General features: G+C 63.3%; 25 protein-coding genes. 1 reads left to right on the plus strand and 24 read right to left on the minus strand.

From position 1 onward, the window contains the following. Positions 1-264 precede the first annotated feature (264 nt). Genes AAC029_RS06905 through AAC029_RS06935 form a run of 7 tightly spaced genes read right to left on the minus strand, consistent with a single transcriptional unit; the run spans position 265 to position 9,092 of the window. Entirely contained in the window at positions 265-4,575 is a 4,311-nt protein-coding gene (locus tag AAC029_RS06905) for a hypothetical protein (protein ID WP_339745541.1), read from the minus strand. Further along, positions 4,568-4,999, minus strand: coding sequence for a hypothetical protein (locus AAC029_RS06910; RefSeq protein ID WP_339745543.1), 432 nt, complete (start codon positions 4,997-4,999; stop codon positions 4,568-4,570). The genes AAC029_RS06905 and AAC029_RS06910 overlap by 8 nt, the downstream gene beginning before the upstream one ends. Continuing rightward, positions 4,996-5,643 (minus strand): hypothetical protein, encoded by a 648-nt coding sequence (locus AAC029_RS06915; RefSeq protein WP_339745546.1) that lies wholly within the window; start codon positions 5,641-5,643, stop codon positions 4,996-4,998. Before AAC029_RS06915 ends, AAC029_RS06910 begins: the two co-directional genes overlap by 4 nt. Beyond that, the gene (locus AAC029_RS06920; RefSeq protein ID WP_339745549.1) at positions 5,643-6,233 is read right to left on the minus strand and encodes a hypothetical protein; all 591 of its coding nucleotides are present in this window, start codon (positions 6,231-6,233) and stop codon (positions 5,643-5,645) included. The genes AAC029_RS06915 and AAC029_RS06920 overlap by 1 nt, the downstream gene beginning before the upstream one ends. Beyond that, positions 6,234-8,396 (minus strand): phage tail length tape measure family protein, encoded by a 2,163-nt coding sequence (locus tag AAC029_RS06925; RefSeq protein ID WP_339745896.1) that lies wholly within the window; start codon positions 8,394-8,396, stop codon positions 6,234-6,236. Continuing rightward, positions 8,389-8,631: a hypothetical protein gene (locus tag AAC029_RS06930; RefSeq protein WP_339745552.1), complete on the minus strand. Its 243-nt coding sequence runs from the start codon at positions 8,629-8,631 to the stop codon at positions 8,389-8,391. Before AAC029_RS06930 ends, AAC029_RS06925 begins: the two co-directional genes overlap by 8 nt. Positions 8,632-8,645: 14 nt before the next feature. Continuing rightward, the gene (locus AAC029_RS06935; protein WP_339745555.1) at positions 8,646-9,092 is read right to left on the minus strand and encodes a hypothetical protein; all 447 of its coding nucleotides are present in this window, start codon (positions 9,090-9,092) and stop codon (positions 8,646-8,648) included. On the opposite strand from AAC029_RS06935, the gene AAC029_RS06940 reads away from it, so the two are divergent. Continuing rightward, complete coding sequence (locus tag AAC029_RS06940) at positions 9,091-9,309, plus strand: hypothetical protein (RefSeq protein ID WP_339745558.1); 219 nt, start codon at positions 9,091-9,093, stop codon at positions 9,307-9,309. The two genes, AAC029_RS06935 and AAC029_RS06940, sit on opposite strands and share 2 nt — an antisense overlap. Here AAC029_RS06940 and AAC029_RS06945 read toward each other — a convergent pair. From AAC029_RS06945 to AAC029_RS07025, 17 genes are all read right to left on the minus strand, one after another. Next, positions 9,291-9,899 carry a hypothetical protein gene (locus tag AAC029_RS06945; RefSeq protein WP_339745561.1) on the minus strand — a complete coding sequence of 203 codons (609 nt, stop codon included), beginning with the start codon at positions 9,897-9,899 and terminating at the stop codon, positions 9,291-9,293. The genes AAC029_RS06940 and AAC029_RS06945 overlap by 19 nt on opposite strands. Continuing rightward, the gene (locus tag AAC029_RS06950) at positions 9,900-10,325 is read right to left on the minus strand and encodes a DUF3168 domain-containing protein (protein WP_339745565.1); all 426 of its coding nucleotides are present in this window, start codon (positions 10,323-10,325) and stop codon (positions 9,900-9,902) included. 103 nt (positions 10,326-10,428) lie between these two features. After that, positions 10,429-10,869 carry a hypothetical protein gene (locus AAC029_RS06955; RefSeq protein WP_339745567.1) on the minus strand — a complete coding sequence of 147 codons (441 nt, stop codon included), beginning with the start codon at positions 10,867-10,869 and terminating at the stop codon, positions 10,429-10,431. A gap of 2 nt (positions 10,870-10,871) precedes the next feature. Then, a complete protein-coding gene (locus AAC029_RS06960) occupies positions 10,872-11,678 on the minus strand; it encodes a DNA adenine methylase (RefSeq protein WP_339745570.1) in 807 nt (268 codons plus the stop codon). 149 nt (positions 11,679-11,827) lie between these two features. Then, entirely contained in the window at positions 11,828-12,016 is a 189-nt protein-coding gene (locus AAC029_RS06965; protein WP_339745573.1) for a hypothetical protein, read from the minus strand. After that, a complete protein-coding gene (locus AAC029_RS06970) occupies positions 12,016-12,360 on the minus strand; it encodes a hypothetical protein (RefSeq protein WP_339745576.1) in 345 nt (114 codons plus the stop codon). Before AAC029_RS06970 ends, AAC029_RS06965 begins: the two co-directional genes overlap by 1 nt. Then, positions 12,357-12,695 (minus strand): hypothetical protein, encoded by a 339-nt coding sequence (locus AAC029_RS06975; protein WP_339745579.1) that lies wholly within the window; start codon positions 12,693-12,695, stop codon positions 12,357-12,359. The genes AAC029_RS06970 and AAC029_RS06975 overlap by 4 nt, the downstream gene beginning before the upstream one ends. A gap of 2 nt (positions 12,696-12,697) precedes the next feature. Next, entirely contained in the window at positions 12,698-12,907 is a 210-nt protein-coding gene (locus AAC029_RS06980; protein WP_339745583.1) for a hypothetical protein, read from the minus strand. A 9-nt stretch (positions 12,908-12,916) separates the two neighbouring features. Further along, the gene (locus tag AAC029_RS06985) at positions 12,917-13,483 is read right to left on the minus strand and encodes a hypothetical protein (protein WP_339745586.1); all 567 of its coding nucleotides are present in this window, start codon (positions 13,481-13,483) and stop codon (positions 12,917-12,919) included. A 10-nt stretch (positions 13,484-13,493) separates the two neighbouring features. Then, entirely contained in the window at positions 13,494-13,994 is a 501-nt protein-coding gene (locus AAC029_RS06990; RefSeq protein WP_339745589.1) for a hypothetical protein, read from the minus strand. A 9-nt stretch (positions 13,995-14,003) separates the two neighbouring features. Continuing rightward, the gene (locus tag AAC029_RS06995; protein WP_339745591.1) at positions 14,004-14,267 is read right to left on the minus strand and encodes a hypothetical protein; all 264 of its coding nucleotides are present in this window, start codon (positions 14,265-14,267) and stop codon (positions 14,004-14,006) included. Positions 14,268-14,442: 175 nt separating this feature from the next. Continuing rightward, positions 14,443-15,771, minus strand: a complete 1,329-nt coding sequence (locus AAC029_RS07000) for a phage major capsid protein (RefSeq protein WP_339745594.1) — start codon at positions 15,769-15,771, stop codon at positions 14,443-14,445. Between the two features lie 353 nt (positions 15,772-16,124). Further along, entirely contained in the window at positions 16,125-16,712 is a 588-nt protein-coding gene (locus AAC029_RS07005; protein ID WP_339745597.1) for an MT-A70 family methyltransferase, read from the minus strand. 56 nt (positions 16,713-16,768) lie between these two features. Further along, positions 16,769-17,524, minus strand: coding sequence for an HK97 family phage prohead protease (locus AAC029_RS07010; RefSeq protein ID WP_339745600.1), 756 nt, complete (start codon positions 17,522-17,524; stop codon positions 16,769-16,771). A 3-nt stretch (positions 17,525-17,527) separates the two neighbouring features. Next, complete coding sequence (locus AAC029_RS07015) at positions 17,528-19,612, minus strand: phage portal protein (protein ID WP_339745602.1); 2,085 nt, start codon at positions 19,610-19,612, stop codon at positions 17,528-17,530. After that, on the minus strand, positions 19,605-20,945 hold the full coding sequence (locus AAC029_RS07020; RefSeq protein ID WP_339745605.1) for a terminase family protein: 1,341 nt from the start codon (positions 20,943-20,945) through the stop codon (positions 19,605-19,607). The genes AAC029_RS07015 and AAC029_RS07020 overlap by 8 nt, the downstream gene beginning before the upstream one ends. Next, positions 20,935-21,546 carry a phage protein Gp27 family protein gene (locus AAC029_RS07025; RefSeq protein WP_339745608.1) on the minus strand — a complete coding sequence of 204 codons (612 nt, stop codon included), beginning with the start codon at positions 21,544-21,546 and terminating at the stop codon, positions 20,935-20,937. The genes AAC029_RS07020 and AAC029_RS07025 overlap by 11 nt, the downstream gene beginning before the upstream one ends. Position 21,547: the final 1 nt, after the last annotated feature.

The raw sequence follows: 21,547 nt of genomic DNA on the forward strand, positions 1-21,547 counted from the left end.
TGTGTCGAAGCAATAAGCTCCGTCAATCCCAAGTGTATCAGGCGGGACGCCGGCATTGATCAGAATGTTGTCCAGGCGCGCCAATAGCGATACGAATCTCGCAGCCAAAACTTGGTTCGATGCGGCAACACCTATCCAGTCATCCAAGCTTGCGATCAGCGCCGCAGCGGCCTCGCTTTCCGTTGTCACCCCCGCATGGAAGTCCGCGATAACGGACAGCAGGGCATCCGAGAATTGCGTGTTGGTGAGGGACATGGTGCAGACCTATTTGATTGTTTGGAAAACAGAAATGGTTCGATCTATTTGGTTCCAGCCGATTTTGGCACTGTTTAAGGTCGTCGTGCCCGTATTGTAGCTGACGATCCGCAAAGCGTAGGTTGTCGAACCGCCGCCATGTCCAGTATCCCGGTAGAGGAAATCCGCGTCGCAGATTTGACCGGCCGTGCCGATGTCAGACCCACCGATCAAGTTCGTGCGCAGAGGGAGGGACTTCAGAAGAACAGGCGTTCCGTCAGGGTCGCGGATCAACTGGAGCAAAATGTCGCGTGCGGGCGAGGTGGAGAGCCCTGTCAGAGATAGGATAAAATTGGCTGTATTGAGGATTTCAGAGAGGGCGAATAGGCAGTTGATGTTCGCAACTGACCCGGCTGTGAGTGAGGGGGATGTATGCCGGGCAAATTCGATATTCGTGAAGGTGGTGTAGGTAGTCCAGGCTGGACTATTTGTTGTCGTCGTCGTGTAGTCGGTCGTCGTAACCGAGTTCGCCTTCAGGCCGGCGCTCGTCATCCCGCCATCCGAGCTATCGAACATCAACGTCCCGTCCACCTTCCGGATCCTAAGTGCATCGTCTGTCGGGTTCCATTCAAGCTGTCGGACGTCACGTGCGGCATTCCAGCCGATCAGTTCCCCCGTGCTCGTCGCCTCGATGCGCTCGTCAATTCCGAACGCAACTGTTTGCGCAGCGATGACAATGCGTGATGCAGCCACCCCGTTTGACTGGGCGGCGACAAACGAAATGGAAGCTGATGCTGCGCCAGCCGAAACCTGTTCGATACGCGCGGCGTACGCCTCGTTGGCTGTCGAGTAGACGATGGTCGCGTCACCCCCAGCGGCGCGCAGAGCGGACACGTCCTGCCAGAGAAGGGAGGCTACTTCGATAGGCTGTGTGCTGCCACCCCGATATAGAAACGGTCTCCAGGATTCCTGGCCCATCGCGGCCGTTGCGGTGATCTCGTACGAGCCTTCGCGCCACTCGTTCACCGCTCCCGGTGTGAGCGCCCCCCAGCGGTTGTCAGCCGACCCTGAGCCATCCGAGTTGATATAGCGAAAGCCGACCAAAACTGTTCCCGGGGAACCGCTGGTGTAGCGCCATCGCACGGTGACCCGGTAACGTCTCTCGGGGACAGGGACAAACCTGGCGCGTGACGCAAAGGCTACTTCATCCGACGATGTGGCGACGACATAGCCAACGCCGGAAATGAAGCTTTCGCTCCACACGCCGGAAAGGCTCCCAGTGGAAAATACCAAACTGTCGAGATTTGTCGTAAAGAAGGCGTCCGCATTCTGCACATCCTGTTTTGCTGAGGCCCCGAAAGTGGCCGACAGAATCGAAGACGTAGATGCGGATGAAGCGCTTGCTGATGCCGCGCTTGCAGCGCCAGTAGCCGTGGTTGCATAGCCAGCTGCATTCGCAGCCGAAGTGCTGGCAGCGGTGGCACTGCTTGCGGCGTTTGCCGCTGATGTCGAGGCTTCAGTCGCCTTCGTTGTCGCTGTGCTCGCACCCGTCGAGGCGGTTGTCGCCGAACCAGCGGCAGCAGTGGCAGAAGCGCCAGCCGCCGAGGCACTTGTCGCCGCATTCGATTCGCTTGTGCTTGACGCGGCAGCCGAGGCACCCGCGCTGCCAGCACTCGACGCGGCAGCCGAGGCGCTTGTGCTGGCCGAAGATGCAGAGCCTGCCGCATCAGTCGCAGAACTCGCTGCCGAAAAAGCCGACGATGACGCTGCACCTTGGGCCGTTTCCGCAGCGACTCGTGAACCTTCCGCCGCTGTTGCGGCTGTGCCCGCCTCGGTCGCGGCACTGGCGGCACTGGAAGCTGACGTTGAAGCAGCTGATGCGCTGGCGCCAGAGCTTGACGCCGCTGTCGCCGCCACCTCTGCACTGCTGCTCGCCGCCGCCGCCGACCCGGCAGCATTGGTTTCAGATGTCGATGCCTCAGTAGCGGATGTGCCTGCTGAGCTAGCACTAGTTGCTGCGTTCGTGGCGGACAGCTCGGCAGCTGTAGCGAACTCCTCCCCGGCCTCGACCGAAGCCGCCGCTGCAGTGGCAGATGTTGCAGCTGCCGTAGCGCTTGCCCCGGCATCTCCTGCCGCACTGACTGCCGTCGACGCTGACGAGTTCGCCCCTGCACTAGCAGTCTCGGCGGCAGCCTGCGCAGCTGCAGCCTGCGCCTGGGCTGCCGCTGCCAGGGTTTGCGCGTCAAATGCACCCTGCACAAAGACCGACGCTGAACCAAACGCTCCAAAAATCTCAGTAACGCGCCGATCTACCTCTTCGCGCCGATCGAGAGCGTCCTGCATAATAGTGTTGGCGAGCTGATCGGTCTGAGCGAGCAGGTCGGTGGCGGCGCTGGTGGCGGCGTCCAGGGCGGCAAGAACTTGAGTTGACGGGCGCGAACCCGAGCCCGCACCAACATTCACGCTTCCCGTTACCACGACTTCGGCAGCGACCGTCACCGGTTCCAGATCTCGCGGTTCGGTCGAACGCACTCCGTCCTGGGAAATATAGGAGACGCGGATATCGACTTGAGACGCGGGCGGGAAGCCTTCGATCACCGCACGGCTTTCAGCCGGGTCCAAATAGCCCCAGACAGCCCATGCCGTGGAGGCGCCCCAGCCGCCCGCGCCATCGCCTGCGCGATAGCGGTATTGCAGCTCGACAAGTTGTGTGCGGGCGACCGTAACATCCCCAATCAGCTCCACGGCAGGTCGTGTTTCTCCATTCTCGCCGTCGATTGTGATCGCGGTCGCGATCCAGTCGGCCAAGGGCGGCTGCGGAAAAACGTACAGGCTGGCCGGTGTCAGGCTGGGCGCGGTCGGTGGGGTCGGGTTTAGCCCGAGCGCAAAGGGGTGTTTGGAGTCCGTTTCCGAACGAAACGTGATCGTGACGATCGAGGTGATCGGGTCAAAATCGCGCTGGAGCACCAAGACCTTCAAGCCGTCCAAAACGAATTCCGGCTCGGAGATGGTGAAGGCATCGCCCGGCTTCAGCTCGCGCATATAGGCCTTTAGCGGTATTCGACCTGTAATGCCTTCGCGGCTGTCACAGATGTCGTAGGCCGCCAGCTGGCTGGTTTGCACAGGATCATCGACGAACACGTAGGTAATACCACGCGCGCGCTTGCCGCCGTCCTCGGTTTCAAACGCGGCAACCGAGACCTCATCGATCGGCACCGTTGCCCAGGACTGGGATTCGAGCACGCATTTCGGGATGATGGCATTGATGCGGCCGAGGCGGGACGCGGCAGCCGAGATTTCAATCGGGCCTGCCGTATCCGCCGCAGTTACCGTCGCAATCGACGTGCGTGGAGCGCCACGCGTGACACAGGACAGCTGTCCGCCGTTCTGGGCGTAGAGCGCGCCGCCAGCCTGCAGAAAGCCTGTCAGCACCTGGTGCTTGCTGTCCGCTGAGGTCCAGTATGCCGAAAGGGTCCAGTTGTTGGCGTCGGCAACATTGGCGGCTTCGACACAAGCGGCCATGTCGATCCGGTCGGCCGACGCACCCAGGCCTCCAACCAATCGGCCATTTTCCTTCAGGCCAAGCTCGAAGTTCAGGGCACCAATGATCGGATTGCTGATCCACGGCCAGGTAGTCCGGTCGTTCAGCCGGCACGAGCCCGAGCCGCCAGGATAGGTCGAGTCCGCGCGCGGGTCGTAGCCATAAATGCCTTCAATGTCCTGCAGGCATTTGGGCAGATCACCAGGCCAGCGCTGGCGCTTCGAATCCATCGCGGCGGTGAGCATCGAGCACGCCTTGCCCGACAGCTTGTAGCTGGCGTCCCATTCCGGCATGGCGCCGGAGACGGTCGGGTCACCCTTTTGCGCGGGCGTCTGCAACGCGGTATCCGGCTGCGCGCCGAGCCGCGTGTCACGCCAGAAAACATCCTTCCAGGTGCCGCTCGTTTGCCGACCATACGTGCCGGCGAAGGTGCAGGTTTCGAGATCAGCCTTGAAGGTGCCGAATGACTTGATAGGCCCCGCAGCTGAGTAGACGCTGACAAGCGACTGGTAGCGATTGTCCGGCCCCCACTCATCACGGTGAACGATCTTTCCGGCCACGCCGCGCCGGCCCATCACGAAGGGTATCGCCGCGTCCGGATCAGCCGCCCATTCTGTCGGCGACCCACCCGCACCGACTTGAGGTGTGAGGATCGCCGCCACGCCGATATTGGCCGCTGTCGTCACGGCAAAGACCGTCGCCGCCTGTGCCAGGGTCGCCGTGCCAGCCGCGCTCGCGGCAAACGCCGTGGAGACGTAGGACACGACAGCCGCAACAGATGCGCTGATAGGATCAGCCATGGCCCAGGACGCTCCATGCGGCGAGATATTCGGCTGGCTGGAGAATCGCAAAGCGCCGCTCGCCAGGCACAACGCCCAGCAACCGGCCATTGCCAACATTGACCATAAGTGCGGCCTTGAACGGGTCGTCGGCCGGCAATGCGACGATATCGCAAAGCAAGGCCCGCGCTGGCGCGATGCGAGGCAAGCCCGCACGATCGACGCCGGCGTCAAGGCCAGACAGGCCCAGTTTCTTCATCGCGCGAATGGCACCGTCCTCGGTACGGTAACGCACGCCCTTCAGCATCGGCAGACCAACGCCGAGATGATGCATGGTGAAACGGACCAGCCGCACGCAGTCGTGCTTGCCCCAAGCCAGCTGCCGGCCCGCGAAAACGTCGATAGCCGCCTGAGCAGCGTGAAAACGTGTTACCGCTTGGCTCATCGCACGACACTCCCCGAATTCGTGATTGAAGACCGGCCACCACCAGATCCAGCGACAATGCTCTGTCTGGGCTCTTGCAGCCGCCAGAAAACCTTGTCGGCAACCCTTGGGATATGAATCAGCCCCTTCTCACCGGGCCAGCAGGTCGTGTGAAAGGCATGCGAGAGTTGCTGCTGTGCGGCTGGCTCAAGCTGGAGCTCATCGTCCGAGCCGCACTGCAACACCACCTGACGTGAGGTCTCGCTGATCGCCAGCTTGGCAAAATCAAGCGACCCGATGAAAAGCCGCTCGGGCGCGCCGATCGACAGGCCGGTCGCCGGATCGACCGCGCCCTGCCACACGCGAACGAGTGAGCTTTGCGCTTCCGGCGCGGCCAGCGCCGCAATGGCGCTGTCAGACGGTGGCATCAAGGTGATGCGCGCTGACATCGCCGTCGCGGCAATGCCGTCTGAAATGGTGTCGATGCCGCCCAGGGCGCCATATGTGAGATCACGAGACGTGAACGATTGGAGCACCCCATCGACGACGAAGCTAACCAGTCCACCGTCAACAAGCCGCAAAGCGCCGCCCGGAAGCACAACCTCGACCGCCGTGAAATGCGTCGAGATCTGGCTGGACCAACTGGCCTTCAGAAGCGGATCCATCAGGCGGTCTCCTCTATTGTGAAGGAGATGCCGGCGACCATGCTCGGAACGCTGACCTTGAAGGCGTCCTGAGGCATCTTCACGAAGCCTTCAATGCGCGGCGCGGCGAGTTCGACCGTGGCCCCGTCCAGCGCCGCCGAACGGATCATCGGTCGAACCGGCACGATAGCCCGGCCGGTTCCATCTGCTGTCGCCGCCGCACGCGCGCGGTAGAGATAGCGCTGCCCGCCGATGATCACGGGCAGCCATTGCCCTTTGCGCACCGTGTAGCCAGCCGTCAGACCTCGAAGCGCATACTGATTGCCCTTCTGGCCCGCCCCATCGATGACCGGCGCGCCAGGGTTGCCAATATCGAGACCGGGCTGCGGGATTAGCACCGAAACACGCTCGTCCTCGTCCTCCAGATCGGTGAAATCGAGCGCGTCAGTATACGCGTAAGGCGCCAGGGCGAAGGCGATGGCCCAACGCGCACCCATCCGCTTCACCCGCCAGACCGGACCGCCAAAGACAGGCCGTTGCTCATTGCGAGCGGTGATCGGGTAGGGATAGATACTCACGATATCGAGGTCGGCCGGCAGCGCGAGGACCATCTAGAACCTCCGGCTTTCGTTGTAAGCGCGCTGATCAGCCGCCGACTGGCTCATCGAAAAGGCACCCGCAGCCGCGCGATTGGCCACCGGCGCTGCGACCTCCTCGACGGCGGTCTGGAAATACGGGCTCTTGTCCACCGAAACGACAACGAAGCCAGGCTGGCGGCCTTGCTCCAGCGCACGAAGCGAGGAGTTCGGCAGGATTTTTGCGCCCTGCGAGGTTCCAATCACCGGCTCTGGCCCCGCCTCGCCAACGATGCCGAATGAGCCGGATGGAATCATCCCGCCATCCGCAAAGAAGCCTGCGAAGAGCTGGGATATCGCGCCGCCAATGCCGCCGCCGGCCCCGCCGCCTTGCCCGGTAGATGCCATCGCATCCCGGGTTTGGAATATGGCATCGATAAGCTGGTCCAGCGACCGGTCCACAAGGCGGCTGATCATATTCTCGATGGCACTACCAAACGCCTCCCAGAACGATTTCCCCTGGCTCAGACCTTCACGCATGTCGTCGATGAAGCCGCGCGTCTGCTCCCTCAGATAATCCATGCGCTCGCGAAGTGCCTCGGTCGCATGTTCCGCGCCCGCCATATCCAGTGCGAGCCCGCGGATCTCTTCACGTTGCTCCGGAGTGAGTTTCACGCCGGCGCGCAGCGCCTGGTTCAGCAGCTCGTGCTCATTGCGTAGCGCGGCGGCCGCCTGCTCGGTCAGCGTGAGGGCCTGGCGTTCAATCTCCTGGCTGGCAATGAAGTCTCGGGCGCCCTGGACGACATTGTGGTACGCTTCCGCCTCGTGACGCTTCGCATCGGCGGCGAGACCATCTTCATTGTTGCGCCGGCGGGCACGCCTCACAGCGCGATCGCGTGTGTCCCTATAGAAATCACCCATCGGGTCTGATTGAAGAATCTCTTGCGCTTGAACGCCGCTTTCGCGCAACACATCAGCGATCTTCTGCGCGATTTCGGCGGGCAGCAGCTCGAGATCCGCAGCGAAGTCGGCGGCCATGCCCTCGAAGGGGTTGTCCAACCGACCCATGCTGACTTGACCGAGAGTGTCAATCTCGATCCAGTCCGGAAGCATTTCGATCAGCCCATTGATCCGGTCGATCGCCCCGTTAATCATGGCTTCAATTCCGGCGATCGTCCGGTTCGCGGCCGATAACGCCATATCCCCCATGATCGCCGGCAATCGCCGCCAGTTGTCTACGATCACACTGAGGGCCGTACCCCACGCCACGCCAACCATTCCCGCGTAGGTCGACACGCCCAGGACAACCATACGCAAGGTGTTGACGATCACATTCCCGACAATTCGCGTGCCTTCGACGATCCCATCCCAAACCTGACTGAAGGTCGTGCCGAGCACATCGAGAACCGGCTGGATAAGCGTCAGAATGCCGTGGCCAATCGATTGAAGTGCGCCGACCATCACGTCACCCATGGTGACGGAATACTTCGTCGTGCCGTCGATAGCGTGCGACATTCCGAGGAACGCTACCGCCCCGACGGCTACAGCGGTAGTCAGCAGTGGAATCGCCGTGAGGGCTCGCCTCACCATCCGGCCCATCTCACCGATAGCCCGCCCGGCACCACCCTCCTGCGGGCCGTAGACCTGCGAGATCTGCGCGCCCTGCTGGATGAAGACCATCATCGGGTTCATGCCGGATGCGAGAGACACGAAGACATCATTCATCTGGAAGGCGAGCATGCGCTGCTGGAAAGCCGCATTGCGCGATGAACGGCCCATCTGGTCCATGGCGACAGCCCGGCCGCGCAGCGCCGCGATAGACGCCAGCGCCTGTTGCCGCTCACGGCTGATCGCATTCGCCATCTCATCGGCCGAGATGGCGCCCACCGCGTGAGCCTGGCGCACCTCGCTCTGCACTTGGCGGTATCGGCGGATTGCGGCGTAGAGCGGATTGTAGCGCGCCCGCAAATCGTCCAGCGCCTGGCCATAGGCCCCGATATCGCCAGCGCTCCGCCGAAGCCCGCCCGTCACGCCGGTCAGCTGTTCGATCCGGGTGACTGTCAGCGCTGCCTTCGCCGATGTTTCATTGAGGGAGGTCTGCAGGCCTTGAGCACCGGCCTTGGCATTGCGAATGCCGGACGCGAGGCCGGCATCATTCGTCCGCAGATCGAGCAGGGCAACGCCGAGACGTTCAGACATCTGACGCCTCCTGATCGGCCGGGGCGGCAGTTGCGGCCGGCAGAACCACCATACCAATTCCCATAGCCTGCAGCACGGCAGGCGTTGCCTGGGCCGGCCTGCGCGGCCGGCCATAGGCGGCACGCTCCAGCTGCGCGATCGATTTGCGGAACTCGCTGGCGCCGAGCAAGCCGCTACCCAGCGCGTGCACTTGCACGGCCTTCAAGGACTCCTCGGCTTCCAGTCGGGCAAGCATCTTGAAATACCCCTTTACGAGGCGGACCGGGGCTTCGCGCCACCACCATTCGGGGGAGCCTCCGAAGAAGCGCTGGAGCCGGACGATGACTTCACCCCAGCCGATCCGCTCACCGTCCGGGCTATCGCTCCCGCCAGACCGGTCGACCGGCCCAGCAGGAGCCCGGTAAAAACCGAGACGATTTGCATTTTCTGGAAGCCAGAGAGGGCGGTGAACTCATCATCGGTAATGTCGACGAAGGCGAGCCGCGCCACCTCGTCCACCACGACCTCCAGTTCGCCGTCGGCATCGGCTGTATTGGCCTGCGACAGATCTGCGATGCGCTTGCCTTGGCGAGTAATGTGCTGGCAGGCGGCCACCGACAATTCATCGGGTTGATAGATGTCACGGGCCTTGCCGCTCGGCAGGGTGATGAAATGCCGCTTGATGGGCTCAAGACTGAGAATTGCGTCGTCGACCATGGAAACCTCCTGCGCCGGGTTGAATGATGAGTTGGATGCCGAGCCGGGCACATTCGCGCTCGATCTCGGCTTGACGCTCCCGCGCTTGTCTCAACGCCTCGCGATGCTGGCGCACCTGCCGCTTGTGCTCGGCCGCCGAGACCTCAAGGCGCCGGTGCTCGGCCGACAGCCTTTCCGCCTGTGGTGGCGTCGGCCTCATTACGGCAGCGCGGCCTGATGCTGCGCGATCAGATGCCCGAACCGCGACGCCTCGTCGGCGGCGTTCGGATCGACCAGCGCCATGTATTCAAAGGCCAGACCGACCGGGTCAGACTTCTTGAAAACGACATCGGGCGATGAATTGAGATAGCAGTAGGGCACCTGATACTGCAGGTTCATCCCTTCGCCGTAAGGCGAGAACGCCCCCCGCAGCAGCAAAGCGTGCAGCTTGACAGCCTGACCTCGATAGAGCGGCAGCGACTTGATGCCGGCCGTGCCAGATCCCGCCGCCGTCGTCGCCACGGCATTGCCGTTCACCGCCAGCGCGAATTGCTCAAGCTGAAGGTCGAGGAGCGTGAAACTGACCGCCAGACCTTCCTTGTCGCGCCACACCTTCTTGGCACCGGTGGAGCCGAGCGTGGTGATCGTTTTGAGGTCCTGGCTGTGGGCAGCCTTCACGCCCTGCTCGTCATAATTCTCGGCGCCGGACGCGCCGATCAGCGTCCAACCCGCGCCGGGCGCGGCATCGATGGCGGGAAAGGCGGTGCCAGGGTCGGCGATATAGGCCGAAATCGGGCCAGCGATGATTTCAAACGGTTCGGTGTTCACCTAAACCTCCTTGAGAGCGAAATAGATCTGGAAGGACTGAAAAGCGTAGGGCCAGCCGGCATGACGGTCTCGGCCGGCAGAAAATCCGCCAGCCACCCCGATCCAGTGAATGAGCGCACCCTCGATCACGCGCCGCTTGCAATCGGTCAGCGCGCGCCGGCATTTAGTGCGGAGGGCATCCGCGCCGTTAGGCGTTGCGCCGTAGGCGACCAGGTCAAAGCGCTGGGTATCGTGTTGGACATCACTGCCCTGGGCGTTGGAGAGGCCACCTGACGGTTTGACGACAATCGCGGGGCGCGGCATCGACGCCGCCTCGTCCTTGGGAAGCTCAGAGCCAAAGACGCGCGCGCCGACGACTGCCGCGACGGGCGCGTCAGCCTTTAAGAGCGCCAGAACGGCGCCAATGATGTCCACGTCTTCAGCCATGCTGCGAGACTAGGCGTGAGCATCAGACCGAAATATCGGCGCGGGCGCGTGGGCAAACGATGTTTGGGAGGCGCTGGCACCTTCACCGGCGACGGCGATCAGGTCAAGCCTTCGCGGCCGAGAGCCGCTCATACGCCTTGCGGATATTGCCGGCGAGCTTGGGATATTCCTCGTCGGCCGCTGGACGAAGATAGGGCCGCGCCGGGATTGTGACCTGGCTGACCAGGCGAACACTCCCGTCGGCCTGCGGGATGGTGAGCGCGGCACCGTTCTTCGGCTTGATCGTCCCGCCCAGCTCGTGAATCCGGGCATACACAACATCCCGGACACCCCAGGTGCCGCGTACACCACCTTCCTCGACCTGGGCGTAGTCGGTGATGTCGATACCGCCCTCCAGAACACCCGTCTGGTTTTGCCAATCGTGATTCAGTTTCGCCCGCACGGTCGCAGCGGCCATGGTCTTGTTCACGCCAATAATCTGCGCCTGGCGCATTGTGGCGGTGACGGCCTCGCCAAACCACTCAAGCTCTTGCGACGTGCCCATGGCTACTCCCTCGTTTGGATGATCAACTCGCCGGCAGGATGCCCGGCGCCACTCGTGATCGAGTAATTGACCGTCACCGGCTCAATTCGGAACCGGCCAAACAGGGCCCGGATCTCCGGCCGGTCATTGATCGACAGGATGAACCGCCCCTTCAGTGCAGCCAGGCGCTGCGCCATCTCGGCGAACTCGGCTCGGCCGAACATGCCGGTGCCATAGTCTTGCTCGCACCCCCAATACGGTGGATCGAGATAGAACAGCGTTTCCGGCCGGTCATACCGATCCACAAACGCCTGCCACGGCAAGTTTTCGATCACCACGCCGGCGAGCCGCTCGTGTATCTCTTCGAGAATCGGGGCGAGCGTGTTGAGGTTGAACGAGCTCGTCCGGCCGACACTGACCCCGAAATTCTGGCCGCTCACCTTCCCGCCGAACGCCAGGCGCTGCAGATAGAGGAAGCGGGCCGCGCGTTCGAGATCCGTGAGTGTTGCCGGATCACAAGCCTTGAGCCGCTCAAACTCACGGCGGCTCGTGACCTGGAAGCGCAGCGTGTCCATGAATTGCGGATAATGCCGCTGCAGGATGCGGAACAGGTTGGCGACATCGCCGGAGAAATCATTGATGACCTCGGCCGGCGCCGCGCTCGTTCGGCGCAGGAAAATGCCGCCCATGCCGACGAAGGCTTCGGCATAGCTGGTGTGCGGCGTCTCGTCGATGAGGGCGCAAATGCGTTTGGCGAGATTGCGCTTGCCGCCGATATAGCCGGCGGGCGTGCGGGTTGGCCGGACTGGCCGCTTGCTGTGAGGGGTCATTCCCATCCTTCCGGAATCGTGAAAACCACCCAGCGCCCCGATAGGGGCGGCGGATGAAGCATGTCCGGTGCTTGGTGGGGTCATGACGCCAATCTAGAGCCCCGCTGCCGAGGCAATGCGCCTCGGCCATCCGCTGACGTGTTCTTGGCCTAGTCCATCCAGGCGAGCATCTCCTCGGAGCTTCCCCAGTCATCCGGGAAGCTTGCGAACTTGCGCTCCGGAGCGTCATCACCGCTGATGACGAGCCGCTCGAAATGGTCGATCTCGGCCTCGGACAACTGCACGCAAATGGGTTGCTCGATACTGTCGAACCACTGGTCTCCGATCTTCACGCGCATCAGTTGATCCTCTTCAGGGCCGCTTCAAGGTGGGTGTGCTTGTGCTCGACCTGCCCATCGACACGGAACCGGCCGGCGAAGATGACATCGCCGCGCCGGTTGGTGATGGCGGCGATCTCATCGTCTTCACGGATATCGGCACTGAGCGCGAACATGACCCGCATGTCCTCGATCACAGCCGTCTTGTCGCCATCAACCACCTCACGGGTGGCACTCGACCAGGCCCAGCACCGCAGACTCGCCAATGGCTGGAAATCCGGCGCGACATCGCCGCCCCAGTTATCCTTTGCCGTCGCCTGATCGCGCTCGACCTCGGCGCGGTGAATGAGCCGACCGCCGATCATGTCTGCCCGCTGGCCAGCCCGGCGATCAGGCCGAGCATGTAATTCATGACATGCTCACGCGAATGGCCGTCATCGTGAAAGATCGAGCCGCCTTCGCGCGTGCACAGGTTGACCACCTGCCACTCCCCGCCGCAGGCGAGGCATAATTCAAAATGGCGTGTGACGACGCGCGGACCCAGAACGGGCTTCCAGCGCTGATGGGTGTGGATGCGAACGATATAGTCGCGGCCGGTTTTCTCCCGCAGCGTTTGCAGGATGTCGTCCACGTCCTCGTCGCCATCGATCACTCGACCGGCAACCACATCTGCATCGCTGAGATAAACAATCGCCGGCATGCCTAGCCTCCAAACAACATCGACCAGAGCCAGATGCAGGCGCGCGCGCCGCCCGCAAAGACCGCCGCAATGACGGCTGAAACCACAATGACCAGGGCATAATCCACCCAGTCCGTCGGCCGGCCGACATTCGAAAAGATCGCTGCGGCGACACCCAGACCGCTGGCCAGCAGGGCAAAGGTCACCATAAACACAACGAGATACGGGTCCATGCCTGCCTCCTAGGCCATGAGAAAGCCGCGCCGCTGCGCCAGGCTCTCAAGAATTTGTTCCCGCTCTTCCGCAATATTGCTGGCGAGCGTGACCGCATAATCGCCGGCCCGCTCAGACTTGAGCGCGCCGCGATAGGACAGATCGAGTTGAACCAGCTTGATCGCCGCTTCGTCGCGGGCGGCGGCATCGCCTAGCGGCGTATAGGTGATCTGGACGAGCGGTGCCCAATGGGTGCGCCCGTTCGGGCCGCCCGTCAGTCGCTGCAGCGTCCGGCCGCCATGCAGGATGCGATAGTCGGCCGCGTCCAGTTCCAGTTCGCCAGCGGCCTGTCCCGAGTTCGACGGGTCAATCTCGACCACGCTCACAGCAGCGCCGGTGTCGATCGGGCGCGACAGGCGCAGCGTCTTGAGCGTCCGCGCGTCTGGCTCGGAAGGGTCACCCGCCTCGACCGTGATCGCGCCGGCCGGGCCGAAGCGGGCGTCGATTTCGGCAGTGATGCCGTCGATCATCGCCTGCAACTCACCGTCGGACAGGTCCGATCCGGTGCGCTCTTTTACACGGTCGAGAAGGGCCATTTATCAGACCTCAAGCGGCGTTTTCAGCCGCGACAACCGTCAACCCGCCGGGTGCCGTGCCGGGAACATGAGAGCTCGCCAGGACGCGGGCTTGGGTTACCCACGACAGCCAGTCCTTGGCGCTGGCACTGATCGCAATCTCGGGCGGCGATTCAGGGTCGATCAGGGCCAGCTTGCCGATGCTGTCGAGGCCGGCAGCGGCGAGTGCCGTTGCCGTCGCAGCGCCAACGCCCTTGAGGACGGTGAGATCGTCGGTCGTGGTGCCGCCCGACTTGTCACCGTCCGAACCTGCGGACTTGTCTTCGTCCGGGCGCTTTTCCTTGTTCGGGCTGGGCGGCGCGCTCTTGCCGCCCTTCTTTGGCAAACCGCCATCGACCAGGCCGAAGCGATCGACAGCCGAGTCAGGGATATCATCGCCTGGCGCGGCGTAGAGGAAGGCCGCGAGAGGGTCACCCTCGGCGACCAGGGCAAGTTTCGTTGCCGTCAGAAACAGGCGTTGCGTAGCTTTCATGACAAGCTCCTATTCGCTCTTCGCCCACAGGACGTGGACATGGTCACCGGTCGTGTTGGTGACGGTGGTTTCGATGACGCCGCCCTTGGTGGCGCTGATCGAACACTCGGCCGTGATGTCGGTCGCGGTTGGCGGCGTGCCATCCTCAACGTGCTGCACGGCCAACAAGGCATCGCCCGGCTGGATATTGCCGGGCACCTGCAACTCGCCGATGGCGCCGCCCGTGATGAGGGCGCATCCGACGGGCACAGAAAAGCCGGTGATGGTGGGCATGTTTGTCTCCTGATGGCGGAGGCGGCGCCGACGCGCGCCGCCTCCCGATCCGTGAGCCCTCGACCCTTGGGCCGCCCCATCCATGTCGCCGAAAGGCGGGGAAGGGCTCTCTCACGCAGGTATGCTGTGCGACGGGCGCGCCCGGTCGGCGCGCCCGTCAGGCCCAAGCGCGGACCTAGAGGCCGGTGCAGGAGCAGAAGGCGGCCGGGCGGAAGAAGACGATGCCCATCCGTGCATCGGCCCGGATCGTCCGCTGCCCCTCGGTGAACTGGGAGCCAACGAAGCCGACTTGGACGTCCACGCCGCGCCGCTCGAAGAGCGAGACGAAGGCTGGGTTGAACGCGCCGACATAGCCCGCCCCTGACGCATCCGCATCACACTGCACGACCGGAAGGCCCCAGAGGCGTTCGGGACCGGCTTCACTGGGATTGCCCCAGATGTAGACGCCATCCGCTGTGCGCATCAGACGCACACCCTGCCAGTCGGTCGGGTGAACGACATGGTGCGTCGGAATCGCCCGGCCGGTGACGCGGATCTTGGTCATGGCCTTGTAGAACACGTCCGGCACCGGATCGGCGCCCTTCGCCTGGGTCTGGATGCCCACGGTATTCTTGAGGCCGCGCATGTTCGGCGCTGTGCCATTGCCGACGAGGATCTGGCTGTCCAGCCGCTGGCGCACGCCGAAGACCAGGCGCGAGTTGATGTAGGACTGCGATTGCTCGACATCTTCCAGCTGCTCGTCGGTCACCGGGATGCTGGTACCGATCTTGATGATCGTCCCGTTCTTTTCGGTAAGGACGAACGTGGCCTCGCCGTAGCCCCCGCCTTCGGCGACCTCGGCGGCGCCATGAATGCGGGTCGTTTCTTCCATGTACGGAATCGCCGCCTGCCCCGTGCGCGACATCGGGATGATGTCCAGCAACTGGACCGGCCGGGTCGCCGCCTCGACGAAACCGGCCAGACGCAGGCTTTCCGGTGCCCAGCCGGCCGAGGTGGTCATGGCAGCCTTTGAACCGATCGTGTCGATCGACAGGCCCTTGGCGAGCATGTCGGATGGGAGGTAGTCGTCGAACTGTAGGGTGATCCCGTCCGGCGCGCCGCGCTGAACCCAGTCCTGAAAGGCCTTTTCATCGGAAACCATGTCGCCGAGCGCCTTGAGCTGCGCGACGGCCCGATCCGAGCGCGACTTGTCGCCGCCAGGCATGGGAAGACCGCGAGTGGCCTTCTCACGCCCAGACAGCGACGCGGCCGCTTTCTCCGCGCCCTCAAGCGCCTCGACCTGCTCGGCCGCTTCGTTCAGCTCGGAGTCCTTCTCGTTGATCCGCTTCACGATGTCGATCGTGGTTTGGCTCTTGGCATCGAGCCCGAGGCTCGACTGAAGCGTGTCCTTCGACACCTTCTGAAAATCGTAATCGCCATCATTGGTTTTGGCTTCGGTGAAGACGGTGCCCAGCGCCGTCTGCAGGACGGCCAGCTTTTCGCGGGCCTTGGTGAGGGTGGTCATGGGGTAGTTGCTCCCGTTGCGTGAAACACGCCGCAGCCCGCGCGGCAGATCAGATCGAGAGCAAAGCTAGGGGTGTCGAGCCTCCGGTCCTATCCGCGCCGGTGCGCGGGCGCCTGGATCGAGGATGGGCTCCGTGGGCATTTCTGGCCGAAATCCTGGCCAAAATCCAGCCCCGCACCTCGCCTGGTCGTTTTCACATCCGAGACCCCGCGCCTGACTGCCCCTAAATAGGCAGTTTGAACGCGCTGGGGCGCGGTTTGGGGGCTGAGTGGCGCCTGTGGCAGGGCGGGCGGGCTGATGGCGCTCTATGGCCGCCAGAATCGCGAGATGTAGAATCGCCCGCTTTGCCGAGCCTAGACGGCAAGGTCGAACTTGCCAGCTTCATGGCCCCAGCTCGCCCATCCGGGGCGCGTCTGGCGGCTGAACAATTCAATTCGCGCGGCTGCCGGCAGCAGCCGCTCGGCGGCGTCAAACGCTTCATCCGGCTTGCGCGAGTGCTCACGGGCAACCGCCTCGATCGTGAGCGTTGATGTCGGCCAGCCTTCACCCGCTTTGGGTAAATCGGGCGGCTCATAGCTGGCGACCGCCGAACGCACCGTGCGGGCTGTCTTCGGCCGCCCCCTGGTTCCAATCAGGATGGGCTCATTGGATGAGCGAAAGACATAGCCCGTTCCAAAAGCGTCCTTGCCGTGCACCGTTCGCTTGATCCAGGTGCCCGCAGTCTTGAAGGTGAAACCCCATTGCTCCATGACCTGAAGCGCCTGTGGCAGCATGGGATTGGTGGCCCAGAGCATCAAGACGGAATTCTCGGATGCGAGCGCAGAAACAGGAAGGCAAGCGATATCATCCAACGGCATGCAGGCGTATTGCCCCTGCGGAGCCTTGCCTTCGCCCTTGGTCGAGAAAAGGTCAAAACGCCAGGGCGGGTCCGCCATGATCATGCCGAAGCCGCCTGCAGGCCTCAGTCTCTGGAACTCCTCAAGGACCGACACGGCCGCTAGTCCGCGCCATTGGCCCAGCGCTTGCGTGCCCCGCGCGTTTCAAACCCGGCAGCCAGCCGAGCGCCATCAGCCTGTGCTTTGACCTCCGCGTCATCCGGATCGGCTTGACCTGTCTCCAGTACCGCCTCAAGTCGGGCCTTCAACTCGTCCAATTGGGCAAGCCGCTCGGCACCGAGCTGACGGCCGTCGGCCGCCCGCGTCGCCTTCACGCTCTCGGCCCGCTCGACCAGGTCATTCAGATCCGTGATGACCTGGTCGATCTGGTCGGCAAAGGCACCGCGCGATTTCATCGACAATGTTGCGGTGTCGGCGCCGGCGCCTCGGATCACTGGCGAGACTTCATGAACGTCCAGCCGCTTGAGCCTGCGGACCGGCTTACCGTTTTGCTCTTCCCGCTGGCTATCCACGACACCGAAGCCATAGGACCATTCCTGCGCTGGCTTCCCGGTGGCGAGATCAAACTTGAGGACCGAGTGCCAGTCCTTTCCACCGATCGTTTCGAGATTCAGGTGAATCTCGGCGTAAGCATAGCCATCCTTCTCGAAAATCCGAGCTTTGCCCAGGGGCGTCGCACTGCGATTGTGGGCCGGAACGATCGGCACCCATTGGTCGCCGCCATCCGGCCCGAGAAATGCGCCGGGCGCATAGGTGTCGCCGTCGTGGTCAATTGCGGTCAAGCTCGCGAGGCGGGCGAGGCCTTGGCCATCCTCCGCCATTTTCTCGAAGACCAGGCTCTTGATCTCGGTTTTCATGGGTCAGTCCTCCTCATCGTCCCCGCCGAAATGCGGCGCAAAGGACAGGGTTCCATTGGGGTGTTCGGCATCTGCCATCTGGCGCGCTTCGGCAGCGGTTACGATGCTGCCATTGCGGGCCATATGGCTGAGCGATGACCGGCCCGGCCCGAGACGGCCGTCGATCACCACGAAATGCTCGACGCCGGCCGCGCGGCCGCGCTCGATGGTCGAGATGTTCTGCGCATACTTGGTCTCGGTCCGCGCGATCGTTCGCGCGCGGGTCTCGGCCGAGCCCCAAGGCCCCGCCTCAACCTCGTTGGCAATTCGGTTCACCAGCTGTGTGACGCCTTCACCGGCGGCGCGGCCTTCGGCCAAGGCGTCAAAGAGCGCGGCACGCGTCTGGTCGGTGAGATCAATCAAGCCGGCCCGTCTGCCGCCCGCCGCGACAATGGCGCGCGCGACCGGGTCCGGCAGCTTGCCGGAAATGCCCGCCAGCTCGCCGGCATCGGCGATCGTTCGGGCCACTTCCAGGAAGTGTTGCTCGAGCAGGCGCCGGAACGTGGTGTCGTGGGCAGGAATGCCCAGGGCCTCAAGGATCTGCTCGATCAGAAGCTCATCAGCCTTCTCGCCATCTGCCGCCCGTGCTTTGGCGATTGTCGGGTCAGCCTGGAGCAACGTCGTCGCCGCGTCGCGCGCGACCGCCCCCAATCCGGTGAAGAAGGCTTTCAGCAGCCCGTCAAGCTTCGCGATCTGACCCTTTTCGGCGCGCTGCACCATGCCCGCATAAGCCGATGCCCGTGCGACTGCTGATGCATCGGCCCGCGCCTTTTCACCGCGCGCCTTGGGTGCCGGCAGGGCACGCGGCGGAGCGCCGGCCGGCACTTCCAGAGACGCAATCGGGCGAAGATAGATCCGGTGTGTGTCATCGACTGGCAGGCCCCAGGCTTCGCGTGCCTCCGAGACCAACACAGCCCCGCTGGTCAGTCGCCGTGCCCAGCGTTCAGTCTCACGGTCTTCATGGTCAGCCAGCGCGACGACTTCAGAGGTGTCGTGCGTCACGCGCATGCCGGCAGGATTGCCGAAGTCCGGCAGTAAGGAGCGGCTCAGCTCGTCGGCAAACATGCGGCAATAGGGCAGGACACCGCTATGCCAGGCGAGACGCAGGAGCGACTCCATCGTCGCGCCGACCTTCGTTTGCTGAAGCCCGGCGCCGAAGCCGACCACGGCGGCCGGCACGCCCAGGCATGCACAGATCCGCTCTTCGGCAACGTCGCGCGCGCCGTCCATATTCATCTGTTGCGGGTTGAAGCCGAACTGATGAACGTCGGTCGGAGCGCCCATCACGAGCGGGTCGCCGCGCTTGTCACCACCGAAGGATTGTTTGAACCAGGTCTTCGTCGCTTCGACATCGTCAGCCGTTGGCAGCGCGCCGGCCTTTGGCGCGATCACGACGCCGGGCACGCCCATATTGCGAAGGAGCGCCGCTACGAAGTTGGACGCTTCCAGATCCATGAAGATCTCGCGCAACACGCCGTCGATTGGCGAGAGGCCGCGTCGCGGGTTGCTCGGATCGATGCCGTGACGAAAGTGGACCACGTCGTCGGGTGAGATGATGATCGGCTCGATGCCGCCGCCAGGCGAATACCTGTAATGGGTCAGGAACTCGCTGCCATCGCGCGAGCCGATCGGCTCCATCATCCAGTGCGGCACGTACCAGAGCTGTACCGGCCGGCCGGCGGCATTTCGCAGCTTCACCCAATACGCATTGCCCTCGAAGCAGAACGAGAACACCGTCGCCATCCACAGCGCCATATCGCCATAATAGGCATTCGGATTCGCGACGAGCTTGACCAGGTCATGATTGGCCAGATCCTCCTCAACCCCGTCACGGCGGCCGCGCTTCACAGTCAGACGCGCCTCGGGAAGCGCGCGCGCAATCCATTGCACCGGCGCGGTGAAGACCGACGCGTCCAGACCATTGCCGACTTCCTTGCGATAATCGATCTTGGTCCGGCGCAACAGACGCATGGGGTTGGCCCCATAGTCCGGTGCGTGACGCATCCACGACACGGTCGCATTGATCGCGGCTTTTAGGGCTTTAAGCATCGGCCGGTATCCAGTTCTCATCGATCGGGTTGACGCGACTTGGCTGCATCTCGCCGGCTTCAGTTAGCGGTCGCCAGCGCGGCGCTTCGCTCAAGCCGGCCGCCGCATTTATTCCCAGGAAGATTGCCCAAGTCCGATCCGCGTGATCGTCGTCACGTTCGGCGACGAAGCGGGGAACGCCGGTTGGTCCGGATATCTTGCGCAGCTTATGCAGATCGCCGCGCAGCGGGACGTCGCCGGCCGGAATGCGAACCGTACGGTCCTCAAACCGCTCCTTGCCCTGTGTGGCCATGACCAGCTTGGATGGCGAGGTAAAGAGCACGCCCTCTATCACGCCGCCATAACGCCGCTGCGCATCCTCCACGACCTTCTCACCCATACCGGTCTGATCGATACAGGCGCGCGCGACATGGTAACGGCTCATCACCTCATCGAATGCAGCGTCCATGTCTGCGAAGGTGGCCCGCTTTTGCTCAATCCGCTCGCGCTCCCACAACACGTCTCCAATGAGTTCCGCCACCCAGATGACGTGAAGATCGTTGCGGCGGCCGATATCGCGGCCGACAAAGCAAAGGCCGCCCTGATACTCGCTCGACCGGCCGGCGCGTTCATCCTCGCAAGCGGTTATGAGCTCATAGGACAGCCAGGCGCTGGCCTCGTCGAGATACTTCAATTCGAATTCCTGCGCCCAGGCATCTTCGTCGGCGATCGCCGCGCGCAGCTCCTCGATGTCGCGTGGCAGACCGTCCTTGACTGCCCGGTAGATATCGACCTCATGACGCGACCAGGCATCGTCATCAGCAGTGTCCAGTTCGTAGAACTTGCCGGACTTGCCGTTCGGCGTCGAGGCAACGCGCAGCTTCCAACCCGCCGAGATGACAGGAAAGAGGGCCTTCCAGATCGCGCCGGAGTCTTTGTGGAACGCGAACTCGTCGAGGAAGACGTTCGCGGAAAAGCCACGGGCGGTGTCGGGATTTGCGGGCAAGGCGGTGATCTTGCCGCCATGTGGAAGCGTGACCTCCAGTGCTTTGTAGCTGCCGGACGAACCTTCCCAATCGAAGGCCGATTCTTCAAAGGCCATTCCATAGGCCTTCGCATGCGGCTTGATACCTTCGTTCATGGCCTCGGCCGCCTGCCGCTCCCCCCGAGACAGGATGACCCAGCGGGCGCGGCGCTTCTGCACCGCCGCCTCATAGCTATCGTCCACGACCTCAAGGGTCGTAGTGAACGTCTTGCCGGTCTGGCGCGCAAATTTGGCGAGCTTGAACCGGGAGCGGTCCATGAACCACTCGCGTTGATAGCCGTACAGCTGGATGGCGGGTTTAGGCGGCATCGAAGATTCCGTAGACCTCCTGGCGAATGCGGCGCAGCACCTCGCGGCCATCCGGGACCGACTGGTCGTCGCCCTCCAGGCCACCCTCCACTTTCTCCAGGCCCTCGCGGACCCGCTTGCCCATCTCGTCCTGCAGGGCACGCCGATGATCTGCCGAAGCCTTCTGCGCGCTGGTCAATGACTGCGTTGCGCGCGCCAACTCCATCACGTCCTTGGTGTTGAGATTGCCGCCTTCAGCGATCCGGAAAGCCGCCATTTTCAGCATCTCCGAGAGTGCGATCGTCATCTTGTCGGAGCTGTCGACGCCCAGCATGTCCGCCAGTTCGACCGATATACGACGCGTCTCGTCGAGTTGGCGAAATTGGGTCGCCTTGCGGACCGTATAGCGCGAGAAGGCGCTCTTGCTGATCGAGCCGATGCCCTTGTCAGCCAGACGCGCGTTGAACTCGTCCAACAGGTCGATCTGGAGGCGACGCCCCTCGCGCAGTTCCTCATTCAGCCAGAGGATGTCACCGTCGGCTTCCTCCGGCAGAAGATCGAGCGTGGATAGCCGGCCACGGCCCTCGCGGCGCTGCCTCTTGGCGTTGCTGCGGCGCGACATG

Origin of the sequence: uncultured Maricaulis sp. (genome assembly GCF_963975345.1) — a bacterium.
Classification (GTDB): Bacteria; Pseudomonadota; Alphaproteobacteria; order Caulobacterales; family Maricaulaceae; genus Maricaulis.

Bases quoted from the DNA above. Each gene is read 5' to 3' on its own strand.
- AAC029_RS06980 (WP_339745583.1), bottom strand. From the start codon at position 12,907: ATGGACCCGTATCTCGTTGTGTTTATGGTGACCTTTGCCCTGCTGGCC.
- AAC029_RS06950 (WP_339745565.1), bottom strand. From the start codon at position 10,325: ATGGCTGAAGACGTGGACATCATTGGCGCCGTTCTGGCGCTCTTAAAG.
- AAC029_RS06955 (WP_339745567.1), bottom strand. From the start codon at position 10,869: ATGGGCACGTCGCAAGAGCTTGAGTGGTTTGGCGAGGCCGTCACCGCC.
- AAC029_RS07010 (WP_339745600.1), bottom strand. From the start codon at position 17,524: ATGAAAACCGAGATCAAGAGCCTGGTCTTCGAGAAAATGGCGGAGGAT.
- AAC029_RS06975 (WP_339745579.1), bottom strand. From the start codon at position 12,695: ATGCCGGCGATTGTTTATCTCAGCGATGCAGATGTGGTTGCCGGTCGA.
- AAC029_RS06925 (WP_339745896.1), bottom strand. From the start codon at position 8,396: ATGTCTGAACGTCTCGGCGTTGCCCTGCTCGATCTGCGGACGAATGAT.
- AAC029_RS07025 (WP_339745608.1), bottom strand. From the start codon at position 21,546: ATGTCGCGCCGCAGCAACGCCAAGAGGCAGCGCCGCGAGGGCCGTGGC.
- AAC029_RS06920 (WP_339745549.1), bottom strand. From the start codon at position 6,233: ATGGTCCTCGCGCTGCCGGCCGACCTCGATATCGTGAGTATCTATCCC.
- AAC029_RS06915 (WP_339745546.1), bottom strand. From the start codon at position 5,643: ATGGATCCGCTTCTGAAGGCCAGTTGGTCCAGCCAGATCTCGACGCAT.
- AAC029_RS06985 (WP_339745586.1), bottom strand. From the start codon at position 13,483: ATGGCCCTTCTCGACCGTGTAAAAGAGCGCACCGGATCGGACCTGTCC.
- AAC029_RS06995 (WP_339745591.1), bottom strand. From the start codon at position 14,267: ATGCCCACCATCACCGGCTTTTCTGTGCCCGTCGGATGCGCCCTCATC.
- AAC029_RS07005 (WP_339745597.1), bottom strand. From the start codon at position 16,712: ATGATCATGGCGGACCCGCCCTGGCGTTTTGACCTTTTCTCGACCAAG.
- AAC029_RS06910 (WP_339745543.1), bottom strand. From the start codon at position 4,999: ATGAGCCAAGCGGTAACACGTTTTCACGCTGCTCAGGCGGCTATCGAC.
- AAC029_RS07000 (WP_339745594.1), bottom strand. From the start codon at position 15,771: ATGACCACCCTCACCAAGGCCCGCGAAAAGCTGGCCGTCCTGCAGACG.
- AAC029_RS06935 (WP_339745555.1), bottom strand. From the start codon at position 9,092: ATGGTCGACGACGCAATTCTCAGTCTTGAGCCCATCAAGCGGCATTTC.
- AAC029_RS06970 (WP_339745576.1), bottom strand. From the start codon at position 12,360: ATGATCGGCGGTCGGCTCATTCACCGCGCCGAGGTCGAGCGCGATCAG.
- AAC029_RS06960 (WP_339745570.1), bottom strand. From the start codon at position 11,678: ATGACCCCTCACAGCAAGCGGCCAGTCCGGCCAACCCGCACGCCCGCC.
- AAC029_RS06905 (WP_339745541.1), bottom strand. From the start codon at position 4,575: ATGGCTGATCCTATCAGCGCATCTGTTGCGGCTGTCGTGTCCTACGTC.
- AAC029_RS07015 (WP_339745602.1), bottom strand. From the start codon at position 19,612: ATGCTTAAAGCCCTAAAAGCCGCGATCAATGCGACCGTGTCGTGGATG.
- AAC029_RS06940 (WP_339745558.1), top strand. From the start codon at position 9,091: ATGGAAACCTCCTGCGCCGGGTTGAATGATGAGTTGGATGCCGAGCCG.
- AAC029_RS06990 (WP_339745589.1), bottom strand. From the start codon at position 13,994: ATGAAAGCTACGCAACGCCTGTTTCTGACGGCAACGAAACTTGCCCTG.
- AAC029_RS07020 (WP_339745605.1), bottom strand. From the start codon at position 20,945: ATGCCGCCTAAACCCGCCATCCAGCTGTACGGCTATCAACGCGAGTGG.
- AAC029_RS06965 (WP_339745573.1), bottom strand. From the start codon at position 12,016: ATGCGCGTGAAGATCGGAGACCAGTGGTTCGACAGTATCGAGCAACCC.
- AAC029_RS06930 (WP_339745552.1), bottom strand. From the start codon at position 8,631: ATGCTTGCCCGACTGGAAGCCGAGGAGTCCTTGAAGGCCGTGCAAGTG.